At 64.4% G+C, this 19377-nt stretch carries 12 protein-coding genes and 1 tRNA gene; 4 read left to right on the top strand and 9 right to left on the bottom strand.

Going from position 1 to position 19377, the window contains the following annotated elements:
- Positions 1 to 86 precede the first annotated feature (86 nt).
- The 3 genes from rsmG to GFD25_RS10690 all read left to right on the top strand — a co-directional run bounded on the left by rsmG (position 87) and on the right by GFD25_RS10690 (position 3417).
- The gene (rsmG, locus tag GFD25_RS10700; protein WP_163232692.1) at positions 87 to 800 is read left to right on the top strand and encodes a 16S rRNA (guanine(527)-N(7))-methyltransferase RsmG; all 714 of its coding nucleotides are present in this window, start codon (positions 87 to 89) and stop codon (positions 798 to 800) included.
- A gap of 318 nt (positions 801 to 1118) precedes the next feature.
- Positions 1119 to 2072, top strand: a complete 954-nt coding sequence (locus GFD25_RS10695; protein WP_163232690.1) for a ParA family protein — start codon at positions 1119 to 1121, stop codon at positions 2070 to 2072.
- Position 2073: 1 nt separating this feature from the next.
- Positions 2074 to 3417, top strand: coding sequence for a ParB/RepB/Spo0J family partition protein (locus tag GFD25_RS10690; RefSeq protein ID WP_163232688.1), 1344 nt, complete (start codon positions 2074 to 2076; stop codon positions 3415 to 3417).
- Between the two features lie 260 nt (positions 3418 to 3677).
- Here the strand turns inward: GFD25_RS10690 and trxB are convergent, their stop codons facing one another.
- The 4 genes from trxB to GFD25_RS12435 form a co-directional block, all read right to left on the bottom strand.
- Positions 3678 to 4640, bottom strand: a complete 963-nt coding sequence (trxB, locus tag GFD25_RS10685; RefSeq protein ID WP_163232686.1) for a thioredoxin-disulfide reductase — start codon at positions 4638 to 4640, stop codon at positions 3678 to 3680.
- 818 nt (positions 4641 to 5458) lie between these two features.
- A complete protein-coding gene (locus GFD25_RS12055; protein ID WP_204314882.1) occupies positions 5459 to 9685 on the bottom strand; it encodes a lipid II flippase MurJ in 4227 nt (1408 codons plus the stop codon).
- Positions 9682 to 12030, bottom strand: coding sequence for a DUF6049 family protein (locus GFD25_RS10675; RefSeq protein ID WP_338024655.1), 2349 nt, complete (start codon positions 12028 to 12030; stop codon positions 9682 to 9684). Before GFD25_RS10675 ends, GFD25_RS12055 begins: the two co-directional genes overlap by 4 nt.
- A gap of 70 nt (positions 12031 to 12100) precedes the next feature.
- A complete protein-coding gene (locus GFD25_RS12435) occupies positions 12101 to 12904 on the bottom strand; it encodes an NUDIX hydrolase (RefSeq protein ID WP_163232684.1) in 804 nt (267 codons plus the stop codon).
- An 86-nt stretch (positions 12905 to 12990) separates the two neighbouring features.
- Between GFD25_RS12435 and GFD25_RS10665 the strand changes: the two genes are divergently transcribed.
- The gene (locus GFD25_RS10665; protein WP_163232682.1) at positions 12991 to 14406 is read left to right on the top strand and encodes a CCA tRNA nucleotidyltransferase; all 1416 of its coding nucleotides are present in this window, start codon (positions 12991 to 12993) and stop codon (positions 14404 to 14406) included.
- Positions 14407 to 14579: 173 nt separating this feature from the next.
- On the opposite strand, the gene GFD25_RS10660 is transcribed toward GFD25_RS10665, so the two are convergent.
- The 5 genes from GFD25_RS10660 to GFD25_RS10640 all read right to left on the bottom strand — a co-directional run bounded on the left by GFD25_RS10660 (position 14580) and on the right by GFD25_RS10640 (position 19208).
- On the bottom strand, positions 14580 to 15272 hold the full coding sequence (locus GFD25_RS10660) for a LytR C-terminal domain-containing protein (protein WP_163232680.1): 693 nt from the start codon (positions 15270 to 15272) through the stop codon (positions 14580 to 14582).
- Between the two features lie 32 nt (positions 15273 to 15304).
- A complete protein-coding gene (locus GFD25_RS10655) occupies positions 15305 to 16207 on the bottom strand; it encodes a GHMP family kinase ATP-binding protein (RefSeq protein WP_163232678.1) in 903 nt (300 codons plus the stop codon).
- Entirely contained in the window at positions 16204 to 17079 is an 876-nt protein-coding gene (gene rsmA, locus GFD25_RS10650) for a 16S rRNA (adenine(1518)-N(6)/adenine(1519)-N(6))-dimethyltransferase RsmA (protein ID WP_163232676.1), read from the bottom strand. The genes GFD25_RS10655 and rsmA overlap by 4 nt, the downstream gene beginning before the upstream one ends.
- 50 nt (positions 17080 to 17129) lie before the next feature.
- Positions 17130 to 18782: an aggregation-promoting factor C-terminal-like domain-containing protein gene (locus GFD25_RS10645; protein WP_163232674.1), complete on the bottom strand. Its 1653-nt coding sequence runs from the start codon at positions 18780 to 18782 to the stop codon at positions 17130 to 17132.
- A 352-nt stretch (positions 18783 to 19134) separates the two neighbouring features.
- Positions 19135 to 19208: transfer RNA gene (locus GFD25_RS10640), tRNA-Thr, on the bottom strand.
- Between the last annotated feature and the right edge of the window lie 169 nt (positions 19209 to 19377).

Genomic DNA, 19377 nt, shown 5'->3' with positions numbered 1-19377 from the left:
ACTGAGGGGGTATCAGCGAAGCTGACCGGGACAGGGGCGAAGTCGTCTTGGTCGAACTGACGCGATAGGTCATGAAGGGCAATTCCATGAACACCGACGTTTCACATGAAACATCCGAATCCGTCGAGCCGGTCGTCGATCAGCTCGACGGTTCGCCCGTACTCGCAGAAGTGCTCGGCGACGCGTTGGGCAAGCTTGAAGTCTTCCACGACAAACTCATGCGTGAGGGGGAGCCTCGCGGTCTGATCGGACCTCGCGACGTGCCGATCGTATGGGAACGTCATATTCTCAATTCGGCCGCGATCGTGCCGTTCGTCGTCGAGGCGACGGACGGCGAGCGGTTCAAGACCGTCGCTGATATCGGTTCGGGAGGCGGGTTCCCGGGCATCGTCGCAGCGGCATGTCTGCCCGATCATCGGTTCACGCTGATCGAGCCGATGGAGCGTCGCGTCGAGTGGCTTCGTGAATGCGTCGCGGAGATGGGACTCGAGAACGTGACCGTGATGCGCGCGCGTTCCGAAGAGGTGATCGCCTCGATGCGCAAGAACCGCGGCATGCATCCGTTCGCCGTGGTGACGTGCCGTGCGGTCGCGCCGATGACCAAACTGTCGGGCTGGACGTTGCCGCTGCTGAAACCTCATGGCCGTCTGGTCGCGCTCAAGGGACGTTCGGCGCAGGCCGAAATCGACAAGGCCGCCAAGGAAATCGCCAAGCGTGGCGGATTACGTCCCCGTGTGGTCGATGCCGAGGTCGGTCCCGGGCTGGAGCCGACCCATGTCGTGCTGGTGGACAAGCGCTGATCGGTTATCCACATTTTGTGGTTGTGGAATAAGTTATCCACAATATATAGTGGCTGCGCGTAAGAAACGGTCGGATCCTTGAAAATGCAAGGGTTTTCCCACACCTGTGACCGGTGTTCGAAGCACTTGTCCACCGCGGTTGTTCACAGTTATCCACAGCAATGTGGATAACTGTGTGGATTGTCGCGATATCTGGAAAAACCCCGATATAGTTGGGTGGACAACCGATTTTCATGTCCATGCGAGTGATGAAACTGGAACATACTGCCTGGCAAAGGAGGAACTGTGCCCACAGCAGATGAACGGAACGTTGGAGGGATGCCGGAACCGGAAACGGTCACGCAGACCATCAATCGTATCTTCAAGGATTCGAGTTCTCCGCTGGGAGCGCAGATCGCACAGGAATCACTGCGGTACAAGGCCATCAACAACGCCGTGTTCCCCAAGCCGGAACGCACCCGTCTCATCGCGGTCGCCAATCAGAAAGGCGGCGTCGGCAAGACCACCACGACCGTGAACATCGCCGCCGCGTTGGCCCTGGCCGGCGCCCGGGTGCTGGTCATCGACATGGACCCGCAGGGCAACGCGTCAACCGCGCTCGGCATTCCGCACGGCTCGGGCATGCCGTCGGTCTACGACGTGCTTGAAGGTCGTCTGACCATCGCGCAGGTCAAGCAGACCTGCCCCGATTTCGCCACGCTGGACGTCGTGCCCGCCTCCATCGACCTGTCCGGCGCCGAACTCGAAGTCGCCGATTCGCCGAACCGCAACAACCTGCTGCGTGACGCGGTGACGGCGTACCTCAATGAGTCCAGCGACCATTACGACTATGTCTTCGTCGACTGCCCGCCCAGCCTCGGCCTGCTGGTCATCAACGCGATGTGCGCGGTCAACGAAATGATGATCCCGATCCAGGCCGAGTATTACGCGCTCGAAGGTCTGGGCCAGCTCATCCACACCATCGGCCTGGTGCAGGAGCACTTCAACCCGGGCCTGCTCGTGTCGACCATGCTGGTCACGATGTTCGACCGGCGCACGCTGCTCAGCCGCGAGGTGTACGACGAAGTCAAGCAGCACTATCCGTCCATCGTGCTCGACACGACCATTCCGCGCACCGTGAAGATCGCCGAGGCACCGAGCTTCAGCCAGAGCGTGATCGCCTACGAGCCGCAGTGCATGGGCGCGACGGCATATCGCGAGGCGGCGCTGGAAATGGCGAAACGTTCGGCACAGGCATTGGAAGCGATTGCGATCAAGCGAGGAGAACACTGAAATGGCAACGAAGTCACGTTTGGGCAAGGGCTTGGGCGCGCTGTTTCCCGATCTTCCGGGAGAGCCGCATGAGGAGCACAATCCTGTAGCGGTCGTTCCCGTGGCACCGGCGGTTCCCGCCGCCCCCGCCAAGGACGCCTCGACCACGGCTGCCATCGCGTTGGCTGCCGCGTCGATGGGCAAGAACAGCTCCGGCGATCCACTGAGCGGATCCGCTTCGTCGAACTCCGTGGAACGCAAGCCGTTCAAGCCGGGCAAGCGTGCGGCGATGCCGGGACTGGGCGACATCGCCCACCCAAGCGACCTGTTCTTCGGCGGAGACGCCGCAGGTACCGCGCATCAGCCGGTATCGGCCAAGTCGACGGCGGCAACCGCCAAGCCGGTCGAAGCGAAGCCTGCCGCCGGTGACACTGACGCGGCCGTCAAAACCGCCAAGGGCGGCAAGAAGAACGCGAAGAACGGCGAAGAGGAGATCGAACTCAAGCCGGTTCAGGGCGGATATCTTGCCGAACTGCGTATCTCCGACATCGGACCGAACGCCCATCAGCCGCGGACCGTCTTCGACGAGGATGAACTGAACGAACTGTCCGCCTCCATCAAGGAAGTCGGCATCCTCCAGCCGATCGTCGTGCGCAAGCGTCCCGCCTCGCAGCACGAGGACACGCCGTACGAGCTCATCATGGGCGAACGTCGCTGGCGTGCGTCCCAGCTCGCCGGACTGACGGTCATCCCGGCCATCGTGAAGACCACCGCCGACGACGAGATGCTGCGCGACGCCCTGCTGGAGAACCTGCATCGCGTGGCGCTCAACCCGCTGGAAGAGGCCGCCGCCTACCAGCAGATGATCGACGAGTTCGGTCTGACCCAGGCCGCGCTGTCGAAGTCCGTGTCGAAGTCCCGCCCGCAGATCGCCAACACGCTGCGACTGCTGAATCTGCCGGCCGGCGTGCAGAAAAAGGTCGCCGCCGGCGTGCTGTCCGCAGGCCACGCCCGCGCCCTGCTCGCGTTGCGCAACGAAGAAGACATGGACAAGCTGGCCACGCGCATCATCGCCGAAGGCCTGTCGGTGCGATCCACCGAGGAGATCGTGGCGATGAAACTCGCCGAAGGCGACCAGCCGCGCAAGGCCCGTGCGAACAAGAACAACCCGTGGGCCAATTCGCCGATCCGCCAGAACCTTGAGGACCGTTTCGACACCAAGGTGTCGATCAAGGGATCCGAGCAGCACGGCCGCATCGAGATCGTGTTCTCCTCGCCCGAGGACATGAACCGCATCCTCGACCTGCTCATGGCCGGCAAGGGTGGCGACGCGGACACGTCCGACGTCGCCGGCGGCTGGAAGTAGGCAGGAATCGCGCTTCGGCACCTAAACCTCTTGCTTTCCCCTTTTCCCAAGGGGCGAGGTCAGGCTAGATGCGCTAAATCCTGCCCTCCCCTCTGGGGAGGTCAGCACCTGCCGGTCGGCTACGTCTCCCAGCTTCTTCTTTCCCTTCCCCTTTCAGGGGAGGGTGCCCGGCGCGGGCCGGGCGGGTGGGGTACTCGGCGCGCAGCGCCGCCAACCAAACGGAACGGTATCGCGCACAACACGCGATACCGTTCCGTTTCTCACTCCGCCGTGAGGTACGCCTGGGCGTCGAGGGCGGCGCGGCATCCCATGCCGGCGGCGCTGATGGCCTGACGGTAGGTGCGGTCCACCACGTCGCCGGCCGCGAACACGCCCGGCACCGACGTGCGTGTGGACGCGCCGTCGACCACGATGTAACCGTCCTCGTCCAGCTTGACCGCGCCGCCGAGGAAACCGGTGCACGGCGTGTGCCCGATCGCCACGAAAATGCCGTTGGCCGGCAGTTCGCGCGTCTCTCCCGACACAACGTCGCGCAGCGTCACCGACTGGGCGCCAGAATCGTCGCCGTTCACCGATTCGACCACCGCGTTGGTGGCGAACGAAATCTTCTCGTTCTCGCGTGCGCGATCGACCATGATCTTCGACGCGCGGAACTCTTCGCGACGATGCACGAGCGTCACCGACGAGCCGAATCGCGACAGGAACAGCGCCTCCTCGAACGCGCTGTCGCCGCCGCCGACCACGACGATCGGCTGGTTGCGGAAGAAGAAACCGTCGCAGGTCGCGCAGTACGAGACGCCGCGGCCCGAGAACTCCTCCTCACCCGGAACGCCGAGCTTGCGGTAACTCGAACCGGTAGTTACCACCACGGCGCGCGCACGGTACGTATCGCCGCCGTCGACGGTCACCGACTTGACCGCGTTCGCATCGTCGTCGGCGCTGTCGCCGCCGCCGAAATCGACCGACACCACGTCGTCGTACACGATTTCGGTACCGAACTTCTCGGCCTGCTTGAGCATCGCGTCCATCAGGTCCGGACCCATCACGCCATCCGGGAAGCCGGGGAAGTTCTCGACCTCGGTGGTGTTGACCAGTTGGCCGCCGGGCGTCAGCGCGCCCGCGATCATCAGCGGCCGGTATCCCGCGCGACCGAGGTAGATGGCCGCGGTATATCCCGCCGGGCCGGAACCGATAATGACAACGTCACGAATCTCATCACTCATACGCCCCACTGTATCAAGTGGCGGCTATTGTACCGCGTCCGCCTGCGCTCACGGGGAAACCGTCGCCGGCGCCGCAGTGCTGTCGCGCACCACGAGCCTGGTGGGAAGAATCGTGTAATGCTCGACCTCGCTGCCGGCGCGGGTGTCCGTGAAGTGAGGTTCATCGGAGCTGTCGCACGGCAGCGTTCTGATGCATGAGATGACCTCTGAAAACGAAAGAGCCCGGCCGGGGAGCCGGGCTCTTTCGTCAGAGAGAGGAGAAGGAAGAAGAAAGGAAGTTCAGTTGTTCGCGACCTTTCGATCGCTGATTACGATATAACCACCCGATTCCTAATGGTTGATGGGTTGAGTCTGAGTGTTGTCTGGGAATTCGGGGGTGACGACGCCGGCGGGATGGCTGAGTGCTGTCCCGGTAGTGATTTTCCCCTCGCATTCGTCTACCGTGGCAAGAAAACGTGCCACGGTAGACGGAAACGGGACATGATCCGCTACCGTGGCACAGTGCTGTGCCACGGTAGACTCGTCAACCGATATACATCGATACCGTGGCAACCGGTGATCTTGCACAAACGTTGGAAATCCGCGATTCCTGAGAATCGTCGATGTTCCTTTCCGGATGGGTCCTTGCCACGGTAGCCTAAAATCATCGAAAATCCGCTATCGTGGCACGATTTCTTGCCACGGAACGCGATTTTCGGCCGTAATCGTCCACTGTGGCACATGCGAACAGACTCTGGCGGCAACTACGGGCTTGACCTACGAAAAAGGGGCTTCATCTCGACGATGAAGCCCCTGACAAGCTACGGTCTTGCGTTCGCCTAGAACAGCTCGACCTTCTGGATGTACAGCTGGTTGTTCGGCAGGCTGTCCATCGGCACCCAGATCATCACGTCCTGCGTGTCGACCACGGAGTTGAACTTGACCTCGGTGGTGCCGCCTTCCGCGAACGAGAATTCGGCGACCTGCTTGCCCTTGGTCGGGTCATCCGACGTGCCGGTGCGCACGTACGCCTTGCCGCCGGACGTGGTGATCGTGATCTTCATGCGATACACCTTCGTCGACTCGTTGAAGTGCAGGTGGTACGCGAAGCCGCTCTGGCCGGCCGGGCTCGACAGGAACGACTGGCTGGAGATCGTCAGCGGCGTGTTGTTCTCGTACTTCGGATCCGGAACCTTCTTCGACTCCTTGTCCTTGGTGACGACCGTGGACTTCTTCGAATCGGTGCTCGACGAGTCGGACTTCTTCTTGTCGGACGACGTGTTCGACGAGTCCTTTGAGGAAGAATCCTTCGACGCATTGTCCGACGAACCGGACGAGCTGGAGGAGCCGGAGGAACTGGACGAATCACCATTGGACGACGAGTCGCCGTCGCCGTTCGAGGACGATTCGTCGCCGAACGGCACGTCGTCCAGGTTGTCCTGCGACCACGGGTCGGACTGGGATGACGAGTCGCCGCCGACGTTGCCGGTCGCCGCATTGTTCAGGCTGCGGATCGCGAAGAAGCCGGCGCCGAGCACCACGGCCACGCCCACGATGACCGTGATGATCTTGGTCGGCAGGCCGATCATCAGTGTCTCGTCGGCCACGTCCGCATCCACGGCGGCGTTGGCGATCTTGTCCGGACGGGTCACGGCGGTCTTGACGGACACCGGCGGCATCGCCGCAGTGGCGCCCGGATCGGGAGTGGCAGCGCCGCCCACCGGTTCGATGATCTGCGTGGCCTCCAGAGCCGGATCGGACACCGGCGGCGGCACGGTCGGCGGGGCGACCGCCGTCGGCAGCGCCTGCGTCGCCTCGATGTCGTTCTTGGCGGCCTCCGCCGCATCGCCTGCATTGCCCGCAACCGAAACGACGGGAGCCGCGGCCTGCTCGCCGTCCGCCTTCAGCACCGGATCGGCGACCGGCGCCGACACGGGGAACGAGAAGCCCGGAGCGTTCGGAATGACCTGGGTCGGCATCGTGCCGTCGGAGTTACGGACGGACGACACGTTCAGCGGCACGGTCGGCAGGGCCGCGCCATTGCCATCGGTACGGTTCTGGCCGTCGAACGCGGAGAACAGGTCTCCGGTCAGCGGCGTCACGTCCACCACGTCGTCCGAGGTCAGTGCGGACGCGTATTTCGGCGTGGTGAGCGACAGCGGCGGCAACGGATTCGTGTTGACCATGCCGGCCGGAATCTCCATCAGCGCGTTCTGCGGCGTCGGCACGATCGACGCGAGCACGATCGACGGGGTGCCCGCGATGCTCGGCAGTGCGATGTCATGCTCCATGAGCTGATTCAGCGGCGACCACGTGCCCAGCAGCGCATCGATTTCGGCCAGCGACGACATCGGCGCGGTGAACGCGTCCGCGGCGCCGTGCAGACCGAGTCCGCGGCGGCAGATGAGCTTGAACTCACCCGGAATATCGTCACTCAGGCGGCTCATGTCGTACTCGGCGTGGGCGCTGGATGGCGTGCCCGCCAGCAGCGAGAACAGCAGTGCGGCCAGCTGGCGCACCGCGCGTTCCTCGGCCCCCATCGACTCGTCCACGCGACCGGACACGTCCTGCAGCATCATGCTGACGGGAATGTCGGCCAGCTGCACGCCGGCCGCGCTGATGCGCACGGTGTCGGTGCTGATCGCATGATCGACGACGCCGCGCGACAGCAGCATGCGCACGATCGTGGTCGTCTCGCCGAGAATCGAACGGATCGCGGCATGGCTCAGGATCTTGCGTGCCGGGCCGCGCAGGTAGTCGCTCAGCGACAGGCCGGCATCCTCGCGCGTGACCACGATCGGCAGATCGCCGCTGTGGTGCAGCTGCAGCACCTGCGTCAGACGCTGGTCGTGCATGGACGCGAGCACCGACGTGATGTCGTTGACCTGCGCGACGGCGCGACGGTCGGTGACGACGAACACCTGGCAATCCTGCGCCAGCATGCGGTCGTTCGCCTTCCAAGCCTGCAGGCCGGGGGTGTTGCGCAACGGCGATACCAGCGTATAGCGATTGATGATGGTATCTCCCAGCTGAGGCTTCATTCCTACTCCGTATTGCGATGGTACTGACGAGGGTTTCGGTGTCATTCTAGCCGTCGGTGTGGTCGAGGCGAACGGCTGCGGGGGAGCCGGAGGAAGGGGGATGTCCGTGGATTGCGCACGGTTTTTCGGGGGCTTGGGGACGGGGATCGTCTGGCCTGACCCTGGTGCGTTCGGTAGATCGGGCTGATCCGGACCGTCCGTGTGATCGGACCTTCCCGGACCGTCCTCTCCGTCGCCGTCCGTACCGCTGACAGCTGCATTGACATCGGCACCGGCGTTGACGTCGGTCGTCGGCTCTCCCGAACGTGCCTTGAGCCGTGAGGAGACCATGTCGACCGCCATCATCAGCTCGCGCGACCGCAGCAGCCACAGCACGCCGACGTAGGCGACCGTGATCACGATCGTCAGCAGCACGCACGCGCCGACCGCCTGCAGCCAGTTCATCGACATGGCGTCGGCCTGCGCGGCCGGATGACCATGATTGGCCGCGATTGCGTCGCGTGAGCCGGCTTCGGCCGCATCGGCGGAAGTCCAGATGCCCAGCAGCGCATACACCGGGCCGTGCGCGAGCAGACCGAGCACGGCGGCGACAGCCGCGGCGATGGCCGCCTTCGCGTAGGCGTTGAGGATCCGATGGCCGTCCAGCCTGCCGCCGAACCGCGACCGCAACGGCTGTATCAGGAACGGGAACGCAAGCAGATGGCCGACCGCGGAACCGGCGCCCACGTACATCACCCACTGCGTCGGCGCGGCGATGAGCGAGGCGCCGAACACGAACGCGATGAAGAACAGGTTGAACAGCAGCATGAACAGGAACGGATGCTTGCCGTCCTCGAACGAATAGAACGTGCGCTGGATGATGAGATACGCGCTGGAGATCGGCAGGCCGATGCCGAGCATCATCAGCGGCGCGGCGATAAGCGACGCCTCGTGCATGCTCACGGACGGCAGCAGCGCGATGATGATCGGCACCGGCATCACGATGAACGCGACGGTGAAGAACAGCATGAGCACGCCGATGCTGCGCAGCGCCTGGCTGAGCGTGGCGCGGGCGTCGTCGATGCGGCCGTCGGCGATCGCGCGCGAGATCCTCGGGAACAGCGCGGTCGCGACCGAAACGGCGATCAGCGAATACGGCAGCATGTACAGCGTGAACGCGTTCTGATAGGTCGCGTTGCCGGCGACCTCGACCATGTCCAGTCCGAGCCGTGCGTGCGCGGCGCCCGGCGCGGACGTGGTGATGCGCGTCGTCAGCAGGTTCACCAGCTGGTCCACGACCACGATCGCCACGCTCCAGCCGGCCACCGAACCCATCGAACGCAGTCCGATGCCGTGGATGCCCCAGCGCGGACGGTAGCGGATGCCGCAGCGTGTCAGCGGCAGGAACAGGATCAGCGCCTGGAACGCGACGCCGATCGTCCACGTGCCGGCCGTCAGCAGCAGCTTGTCTCCGGTCCAGAAGTCGATCGGCTGCTCGGTGGCACGGCCGAACATCAGGATGAACGCGGTGAAACCCGCGCAGCTGATCACGTTCGCGCCGACCGAGCTCCACGCGTACGCACCGAAATGGTCCTTCGCGGCGAGCACCTGGCCGATCACCGTGTACAGGCCGTAGAAGAAGATCTGCGGCATGCACCACAGCGTGAACGCGTTGGTGAGCGCCAACATCTCCGGAGTGCCGGCCACGTACAGCATGGTCAGCAGCGGCGTCGCGGCGGCCATGATGACCGTCACGAGCGCCAGCAGCGCGATCGACAGGGTGATCAGCTTGTTCAGCCGCTCCTCGGCGTCCTTCTGCTGCAGCGTGCGCACGATCTGCGGCACGAGCACCGCGTTGAAGATGCCGCCGGAAATCAGCGCGAACACGGCCTGCGGGATCATCGATCCGGCCTGATATGCGTTCGCCGCGATGCCGGTCGTGCCGAGCGCCGCGGCGAGCAGGATCGTGCGGATCTGACCAGTGACGCGGGACGCCGCCGTGCCGGCGGCCATGATCAATGAGTTGCGGCCCAGTGATGAACTCATTCGTCGGGATCCTTCTTACGGTGGAATTGCCGCCACAGGCCGAGCAGGCCGAGCAGGATGGCGAATCCGATGATTACGAAACCGCTCATGTCGCTGATGCGCAGCACGCTCGTGATCGCGGTGGTCTGCGCGGAACCGAACGGATGGCCGTCGCGGTCCTGCAGGCTGATCGTGGCGTTCGCCTTGCCGGACGTGGCCACTCGGATCGTGAACGTGACCTGCGCCTCGCCGTGCGCGGGAACGTCGGTTTCTGCGATGCGCGAGGTGACGATCTCCGGCGAATCGGTGATCGACGATACCTTCACATGCACCGGATACGGGTGCTGGTTGGATACGGTGACCATCATCTTCGCGGTTTCGCTCACCACGGTCACCGCCTCGGACGGGGCGATCGCCACGCCTCCCAGCAGTTGCGTGGCGAGTCCGGCCGCGCTGTTGGCCATATGCTCGGCGGTCGTCTCGTCGCCGGACAGCGCGTGCAGCGCGAACCGGGAATGCACGGCGAGCAGCGAGTCCGTCCATTCCTTCAACCCGGACCGTTGCGCGGACTTGTCGTCGGTGACGATCGAGGACACGAACTGGGTGACGCCGTTGCGGCTTGCCGTCAGCGAAGCCAGCGTCTGCTGCACCTGCTGGGTCTGCGCATTGGACAGCGTGGCGTCGTTCTGCACGATCTGCAACGCGTCGTCGCCGCTGGCGTACGCGTCGGCCTGGCTCAACGTGTCCAGATCGGTCAGTTCCAGCCACGGCGACTGTTCGACGGCGTTCATCAGCGCGTCGATCATGGCCGTGTCGGCGTCCGTGCCGAAACAGACGAGCAGATTGCGGCTCGTGTACGGCTGTTCCATCTGGTAGAACGCGCTTTGCGCGACGAAACGTGCCAGACGGCCCGCCGCGCTCGCTTCGCCGGCCGCGTCGGCGCTGGTCGCCTTGCCCTGCGCCAGACGGCTCAGCTCGCGCTGTTCGGTGAGCACGGTCACGTCGCCGGCTTCGGTGGGCACGACGATCTTGCCGGTGTGCACGGTCGAGTCGTCGCTGTTGTCAAATTCATGATCGGCGATCACGGTCGAATAGCCTTGCCGTTTTGCCTCGGTCAGCGAGGTGAGCGACCATGCCGCGTCGCCCTGCCACGCATAGATGGCGTTGGACGCCGACCGGTCTCCGAGTGCCGATCGGTAGTCGGACAACGCCGCATCCGCGTTCCACGACTTCGTGCTTACGCCGGCCGACTGATAGGACGAAGCGTCGCCGTACGCACTATATGTGGTGATGTCGAAGCCGGCGGGCTGCATGAGTCCGTTGACCTTCGGCGGCATGGCCATCGCGTCGAGCGTGGTCGGGTCGGCGACGACCTGCAGTTTGGGGTGCTTGGTGATGAGCTGCAGCCGCGTGCGTTCGAGCTGCTCGTCGTCGCCGAGCGTGACCGTATCGCCGGCTGCGGCCGATGTCTTCGCATCGTCGGTCGAGGACTGCTGCTTGCCGTCGGACTGCGTTGTTTCGGACTGCGTTTCGGACTGCTGGCCGTCGTTTGTTCCGGCGTCGTCGGTCTTGTCCTTGTCCGACGTGTCGTCCGAGTCGCTGTTTGACGTGCCGTTCGATTCGTCGCCTTCCGTCGTGCCTCCGTTCGCGGCGCTGCCGGACTGGTTTTCGGATGAACCGTCGCCGGACGTGCCCGTTCCGCCGTCGACCAGCGTGCTGACCGCCTGTTCGTCCGACTCCCAGGCCGTCGAGGCGATCGGCAGCACGACCGTCAGGTTCATGGCCGGTGTGCTGACGTTGTTCAGACCGTCCGATGATCGGGTCAGGAAACTGTGAGCCTGCGCGACGAGCGTGTCGCCGGACATATAGACGAGCGCGAGCGGTTTCGGGCCCCACGAGACGATCTGCGACAATGCCTGCTGGTCGGCGGTGACGGTCACCTGCTTGGTGGCGTTCGGGGCGAGTTCGGGCACGTCGACGCTGCCGAGCACATCCATCGCCGGGATGGCCGCCGTGCCTTCGGCCCATTCCTGGATGTCGGTGCGGGAAAAGAACGTGAACCGGGCGTTGGTCGTCGCGGTGAGCGTTCCGGCGGACAGCTTCTTCGAAGTCGGATTCGAGATCGTCGCCTTGAGCGAGTAGCCGGATGACGAGGTGACGACCGGCGTGGCCGCGTCGATGGTGATCGTCACCGCATCGGACGCGGCGGTGCCGTCGGACGTGTCGTCGGAGGTGCCGTTCGTTCCGTTTCTGGTGACGTCCGTCGTATCCGCGGACGTGCCGTCGCCCTCATCGGCCATCGCGGTCCGCGCGGTCGCCGCGAAGCCCGTGGCCAGTCCCATCGTCACGGCCAATAGTGCGGTCACGGCACGTTTCGAAGCGTCGGCGAGGATGCGGCCGACGGCATGTCGTGCCGAAGGTGCGGGAAGGTTCACGTCAAGCCTGCCTGTTCAGTTTCCGTGCGTAAAGCCACGCGATCTTGCGCTCATTAGGATAGCTGAGCACGCCGTCCAGATCGTCGAAATCAACCCAGATCGCGTCCTCGGCCTCATGGTCCGGGTCTCCCTCCACGGTCAGCTCGCCGCCGACCTGGCGCAGCGCGAAGTGATGCACGAGCTTGTGCACGCGCTGGCTGGTACCGGTGAACCAGTAGTCGATCGTCGCGATCGAATCGACCACCTCGCCCAGGATGCCCGTTTCCTCGTGCACTTCGCGCACGGCGGTCTGCTGCGGAGTCTCGCCCTTTTCGATATGGCCCTTCGGCAGGCACCATTCGAGATGGCCGCTGCGCGAATGGCGCGCGATGATCGCCACGCGGCCGCGCTCGTCGAACACGAGACCGCCTGCCGAATACTCGCGTACGACCGGCAGTTCCTGTGCGTCCAGCGAGGCGAACGTGGTCGGCCCGTCCGAGGAACGGCGCTGCGGCATGTTCGCCGGGGACGGGCGCGAGGAGACCACCGTATCCGGCAACGATTCGATCGTGGGCTGGATCTCCGCGTCGCTGGCGTCCGCGGCCAGCGTGTCCGGCGTGTCAGGGCCGTGCGGCTGGGCCGGTTTGATCGTCGCGCTGACGCGGGTTACGTCGGCGGCCTCGGCCTCGATCGTTCCGTCGGGCTCGACGGTCTTCACCGTGCGGGAGGTCGTGGAGTACATCAGTTCGTCCGGCGCCAGCGGGTCGAGGGTACGACGAACCGACGCATGGTCGAGCATGCGTGCGAGGTCCGCTGGCGTAATCATGCCTTCCACCTTACTCATAGTTTGCGCAGGTGGGGTAACGCTATGCTGAGAAGAACAAAAGATCCCCAAGTCGTGAAAGGGTACGCGTGAACTTCGAAGTATGGCCGGAAGCCATCGAATTAGGCCGTTTGTTCGCCGAACAGGGCTATGAATTGGCGCTGGTGGGCGGTCCGGTTCGTGATCTGCTGCTGCACCGCAAATCTCACGATCTGGATTTCTGCACGTCGGCGCGTCCCGAACAGTTCGAACCGATCCTGCGACGTTGGGGGCATGACGGGTTCTGGGACATGGGCCGCAAATTCGGCACGCTGGGCGCGATGCGTCGGCGCGAGGACGGTACCGAGGTGCAGGTGGAGATCACCACGTACCGGTCGGATGTCTACGATCCGGAATCGCGCAAGCCGGAGGTCAATTACGGCGACACGCTCGAAGGCGACCTGTCGCGCCGCGACTTCACCGTCAACGCGATGGCGTTGCGCGTGCCCCAGCTTGAGTTCGTCGACCCGTTCGGCGGTGCGAACGACCTTGCCAAGGGCGTGCTGCGCACTCCGGTCGATCCGCGTCAGTCGTTCGACGACGATCCGCTGCGCATGATGCGCGCCGTGCGGTTCGTCGCCCAGCTCGGCTTCTCGATCGAGCCGGAGACGGCTTCCGCGATCACCGAGATGACCGACCGCATCGAGATCGTCTCGGCCGAACGCGTACGCGACGAACTGGTCAAGATGCTGCTGTCCGACCGTCCGCGCGCCGGCGTCGAGGCGCTGGTCGAATCCGGGCTCGCGGATATCGTCTTTCCAGAAATCCCCGCACTGCAGCTCGAAATCGACGAGCACCACCGTCATAAGGACGTGTTCGAGCACACGATGATCGTGCTCGACCGCGCGGTCGCGCTGGAAACCGGCGACGACGGCCCGGTGCCGCGGCCCGATCTCACGCTGCGTCTCGCCGCGCTCATGCACGACATCGGCAAGCCGAAGACGCGCAAGTTCGAACCCGGCGGCAAGGTCAGCTTCCACCACCACGACGCGGTCGGCGCGAAGATGACGCGCAAGCGGCTGCGTGCGCTGCACTTCGACCATCACATCGTCGAGGACGTGAGCGAGCTGGTGAACCTGCATCTGCGTTTCCACGGCTATGTGGACGAGCCGTGGACCGATTCGGCCGTGCGCCGGTACGTCAAGGACGCGGGGCCTCTGTACGAGCGGCTCAACCGCCTGACCCGCGCCGACGCGACCACGCAGAACAAACGCAAGGCGATGGTGTTCTCGACCGCGATGGACGAGATGGAACAGCGCGTGCGCGAGCTCAAGGAGAAGGAGGACTTCGACGCGATCCGGCCGGACATCGACGGCAACGAGATCATGTCGCTGCTCGGCCTGGAGCCCGGCCCGATGGTCGGCCGAGCCTACAAGCACATGCTCGAGTACCGCCTCGATAACGGTCCGGTCGATCATGACGTGGCCGTCGCCGAGCTCAAACGCTGGTACGCCGAAGCGCAGTGACGGGGCGCTTCGGCGGTGTTTGCCTGTTACTCTCTGCTCCCCCTGAAGGGGGAGCTGTCAGCGAAGGCTGACTGAGGGGTGAAACACCCGACCGGAAGCGGAAAACCCACGCAAACGAAACCGTTCGCGTGGGTTTTCCGTAAGTCCGTAAGTGGTAGTCGGAAGATGCCGCGTCACTGCGTGGCGGACTGGTCGGCCTGCACCGGTTCGACCGCCGTGTGCTTGATGGCCTTGGGCAGATTGGTCATCTTGTCGGCCGCGACGCATCCCTCGAAACTGGTGATCTCCGTGTTCGAGCCCGGAACGTCTTCCTTGTCGATCAGATCATTGAACGTGGCGCCGATCACCACGTCGATGAGCATGTCGGTACGGTCGTCCATGATCATCACCGCGTCGTTGAAGTTCGCCTTCACCGTGTATGCCTGGGCGATCGCGTTCTTGCCGAAGTAGATGGTCGTGCGCTCGACCTTGGTGTTGTAGATCGCGTTGCCGTCCTTGTCGGTGCCGGTCTGCCAGTTGTCGGTCTGCACGTTCGGGAAGTTGCGGTTGCTGGACAGCTCGTCGGCGACGGCCTTGGCGAATCCGCTGAACTTCGTGCCGTTGATCACGCGCACGCTGATCTTGTTGTTGTCGACGTATTTCGCCGGGTTGCCGTCGGCGTCCTTGGGTGCGCACGGCACGGTGACGCCGTAGTTCGGCTTCACGGCGGCCGTCTTGATGCGGCCGAGGCCGAACACGTGGAAGTAGAACAGGAGCGAGATCACCAGCGCCGCAGCCATCGCCATCGCGGCGATGCTGAACACGGTGCCCTGACGCTTGCGCATATAGGCTTTGCGGGCCTGCCGCTCGTCGTAATGTTCGCTCATGACCTTGCCTTCCGAAATCGACTGGTTCAACCTTAGCGGCACTGGATGACGCGTGGAACGGCGGGCGCCTCGGCCGCGATGATGCGGTCCACGCATCGTGACGTCGTCCATGCGTCGCGTACCCGCGCGGCCGCCCGATCATCGGAGACGAACGCGATGACGGACGGTCCGGAACCGGAGACGAACGCCTGTGTGGCGCCCGCCTCAAGGGCCGCGTTGATCGCCTTTCCGCTACGCGGATGCAGCGTGATCGCCGCATGCTGCAGATGGTTTTCGTCTTGCCGGCCGTCGGCGTCACGGCCTACACCGATGCGGTCGTATTCGGCATACACCGCCGGAGTGCTGAGCGCGTCATGATACGCGCCGATCAGCACGCGTCCGCCGTAGCCGGCGCGCATCAGCTCGCGGGCCTGTTCGCTGTCCGGTTCGATCGGCTCGATCCGTTCGCCGAATCCGGTGCCGTGCGCGTATCCGCCGCTCAGGCAGAACGGCATATCGGCGCCGAGCGTCGCGGCCAGCTCGCGCAGTCGTTCGATCGGCCAATCCAGATTCCACAGGACGTTCAATCCGAGCATCGTGCCGGCCGCATCGGCCGAACCGCCGCCGAGACCCGCGGCGACGGGAATGCGCTTGTCAAGCCGGATCGCCACGTCGGGGTCGCGCCCGCTGGCCTCGGCCATCGCGAACAGGGCGAGTACGGCGTGGTTGCGCCGCATGTCGCTGGTCGTGGATGCGAGGTCGCCGAGATGACCGCCCGCGAGATCGAGCGAGAAGCCGGCGCCGGGCTCCTTGTCCGAAACCATGACCGTATCGCAGACGCCCACACCGCAGTAGATCGTGTCGAGTTCGTGGCGTCCGCCCCACTCGGCGCGGGGCGCGCCCACATGCAGCGTAAGGTTCGTTTTCGCCGGCACGTCCACGATGACCGACGTCACGACGCCACCTCCGCGGCGAGACGCGCGAAATCGGCGACGGTCAGCGTTTCGCCGCGACGGGTCGGATCGATGCCGGCGCGTTCGAACGCATCGTCCGGCACCTCGTGCTTGAGCGCCGCATGCAGGGTCTTGCGACGCTGGCCGAACGCCGCGTCGATGAGACGGAACGTGGTTTCGCGATCCGCGCCGCCGGCCAGTTCGGCCTGCGCCTCGGGGGAATGACGGTCGAACCGCACGAGCGCGGAATCGACGTTCGGAGCCGGCCAGAACACGTTGCGGCCGATGTTGCCCACGCGACGTGCGGTGCCGTACCACGCCAGCTTCACGCTGGGCGTGCCATAGATCTTGTTGCCGGGCGTCGCGGCGAGACGGTCCGCGACCTCCTTCTGCACCATCACGAGGAACGAATCGAGGTTAGCGAAGCGTTCGAGCAGCGTCAGGATGATCGGAGTCGCCACGTTGTACGGCAGGTTCGCGACCAGCGTGAACGAGTCGTCGTCGTTGAAGTCCGGGACGTTGTCGGGGGTGACGGTGAGCGCGTCGCGGTTGACGACGCGGAACCGGTCGGCCGCTTCCGGCATGAACTCGGCGATCGTGCGAGGCAGACGTTCGGCCACCGGCGGATCGATTTCGATCGCGGTCATGCGCGCCCCGGTTTCGAGGATCGCCAGCGTGAGCGATCCCAATCCGGGACCGACCTCCATCACATGCGTGTCCGCGGTCACGTCGGCCTCGCGCACGATGCGGCGCACCGTGCCCGGGTCGATCACGAAATTCTGCCCGAACTTCTTCGTCGGGCTGATGCCCGCGTCGGCCGCGATGCGGCGGATGTCCGCGGCGCCCAGCAGATGGCCCTGCTGCTCCTCACTCATGCCGTCTCCCTGTGTGTGCTTGTTGTTGCGTTTGTCTGTCGTGCGGCCGGTCAGTACCAGCCCACTTCCTCGGAATGCTGCCATGCCTTCGACGGGCTGCCGTACCGTTGCGCGATGTAGTACAGTCCCCAGTCGATCTGGATCGCGGCGTCGTTTTTCCAATCGGCGCCGAACGCAGCCATCTTGCTGCCGGGCAACGACTGCGGAATGCCGTACGCGCCGCTCCACTGGTTTTCCGCATACCACAGCCAGCTCGATTCGCGGTTCCACAGCTTGACGAGTGCGGTCCACTCGTCGCCGGTCCAGCCGCGTTGCGCCGCCGCTCCGGCCGCATAGGTCTGGGCCTGGGCCGGGGTCGGATGCCACAGGCGCGCGGTCGTGCTGCCCGAGTCGGAACCTGAATTTCCGGATCCGGGATTGCCGCCGGAATTGCCTGAGTCGGATCCTCCCGAATCGCCGGAGCCTGACCCGCCGGAATTGTTGCCGGAATTGCCGGGATTCGATCCGCCGTTGTCGGAATTGCCGCCGGAATTGCTGTTGCCGGAGCCGTTGTTGCCGGAGTTGCCTGAATTACCTGAATTGGAGCCGCTGCCGGAATTATCGTTCGAACCGTTACCTGAGGTATTGCCGGAATTATTGCCCGAACCGTTGCCGTTCGATCCGGAACCGTTCGAGTTGCCGGAACCGTTCGAATTCGATCCGCTCGATCCGCTGGTTGCGTCGTTCTTCGACGAATTGTCGTTCGACGATCCGTTATTCGACGATCCGTTGCCGGAATCCGTCTTGTCGCTCTTGCCGCCGGAACCGCCGTCCGTCTTGTCGTCGTCGCTCTTGTCGTCGGACTTCGCCGGACCGACCGCGACGATCGTGTCGATCGCGATCTTCGTCGTCGTCTGCGAAACCAGCGTTTCCGATTCGGCCACGCCGTCCACGTACGTGACGTCGTACACCTGCCGCAGTTCGCCGTCCTCACCCTGCTGACGGATCTCGGTCGCGCCCGGTTCCAGCGACGGGTCGATGATCGTCTGCGTGCCGTGCGGCACCGGCGTCGTACGCGTCTCCTGCTTGTGCGTGACACGCTGCACGCGCAGGATCGTCTTGTCGCCGTCCTTTTCGACGCTGACGCGATCCTCCTTGCCTACCGTGATGCCTTTCGCGTCGAGGATCGACGCCGCGGGAAGCTTGCCGTTCGGCGCCTGCGAGCTCTTGCCGTCCGCGATGACGGTGACCGGCCCGGACTGGTTGATCACCAGGCCGCCGGTGAGCTTGTTGTACACGTTGTTGATGTTCACCGTGACCTTCGCGGCGGCGGCCTCGTTCTGTTCGAAGAATCCGAGCAGCTGCTCGGCGCTGGTCGCGGTGGTCCAGAACGGCACCTGCTGGCCGTCGATCGTGATCGTGGTCTGGTACGCGCTTTGCACGGTGACGACCGAACGGTCGGCGATGCGGTCGCCGCCGGCGCTGGATTCGACCAGATCGTGCGTTTTGACCTTGATGCCCTGCGATTCGAGCAGTCGTTGCGCGCTCATCGCATACGTGGTGACGGTCGTCGTCTCGCCGTTGACCGTGATCGCCACGGTCTTGCGAGCGGTGAACAGGAACATGCCGACCGCCACGGACGCGGTGACGGCGGCGCATGCGGCGACGCGAATACGGCGCAACAACACCAATCGTTGCGGGGTCCAGCGTCTGGCCATAGGCATCCTCTTTTCCGCGATTCCACTACGTGACGCATTGTATCGGTTCCGCCCGGACGGCGGCCAGTCAGAGCGGCACTGTCACCCATACCCGCACATTTGCGGTGTTCTAGGCCAACGGAAAGCATGGAGCACCGTCAAACCGGTTCGGCGGAAAGGGGGAAGAAAAAGGGGGCGGGAGAGAAGGGGAAGTTCCCGCCCCCTATATGTGGGCAGAGCCGGTTGGGGGAACGCTCTGCCCTCTCTACCAGGAAGCCACAAGTTGGGGGAAGGCTCCTGGGATCACTTACACGGGGTAAGTCTGTTGCGCAGGTCTTTCTGCGTATATGTTCAGTATACGCCGTTTCGCCGCGCGACGAGCCTCCTGTCGGGATCGAACCGACGACCTGCCGCTTACAAGGCGGCCGCTCTGGCCATCTGAGCTAAGGAGGCGTGAGATTGACCGCCGACGAAGATGTCGGCCTGCCATCTCGGACGAATGACTAGCATACCAGCACGTCCCGAATGTTCAATTCGGGACGTGTCTGCGACCGTGTTTGCTGTTCTGATGGAGGGGTGGGAATAGTTAGAGGCTTCTAGGCAGAATGGGTGGTGCCTAAAC

The organism is Bifidobacterium aerophilum (assembly GCF_010667685.1).
Taxonomy (GTDB): Bacteria; Actinomycetota; Actinomycetes; order Actinomycetales; family Bifidobacteriaceae; genus Bifidobacterium; species Bifidobacterium aerophilum.
The sequence above is the reverse complement of the archived record's forward strand: the minus strand, read 5'-3'. Positions and strand labels throughout refer to the sequence as shown.

What these genes read in the sequence shown, in the direction of transcription:
- rsmG (WP_163232692.1), top strand. Translation starts at nt 87, where the DNA reads ATGAACACCGACGTTTCACATGAAACATCCGAATCCGTCGAGCCGGTC.
- GFD25_RS10695 (WP_163232690.1), top strand. Translation starts at nt 1,119, where the DNA reads ATGCCGGAACCGGAAACGGTCACGCAGACCATCAATCGTATCTTCAAG.
- GFD25_RS10690 (WP_163232688.1), top strand. Translation starts at nt 2,074, where the DNA reads ATGGCAACGAAGTCACGTTTGGGCAAGGGCTTGGGCGCGCTGTTTCCC.
- trxB (WP_163232686.1), bottom strand. Translation starts at nt 4,640, where the DNA reads ATGAGTGATGAGATTCGTGACGTTGTCATTATCGGTTCCGGCCCGGCG.
- GFD25_RS12055 (WP_204314882.1), bottom strand. Translation starts at nt 9,685, where the DNA reads ATGAGTTCATCACTGGGCCGCAACTCATTGATCATGGCCGCCGGCACG.
- GFD25_RS12435 (WP_163232684.1), bottom strand. Translation starts at nt 12,904, where the DNA reads ATGATTACGCCAGCGGACCTCGCACGCATGCTCGACCATGCGTCGGTT.
- GFD25_RS10660 (WP_163232680.1), bottom strand. Translation starts at nt 15,272, where the DNA reads ATGAGCGAACATTACGACGAGCGGCAGGCCCGCAAAGCCTATATGCGC.
- rsmA (WP_163232676.1), bottom strand. Translation starts at nt 17,079, where the DNA reads ATGAGTGAGGAGCAGCAGGGCCATCTGCTGGGCGCCGCGGACATCCGC.
- GFD25_RS10645 (WP_163232674.1), bottom strand. Translation starts at nt 18,782, where the DNA reads ATGCCTATGGCCAGACGCTGGACCCCGCAACGATTGGTGTTGTTGCGC.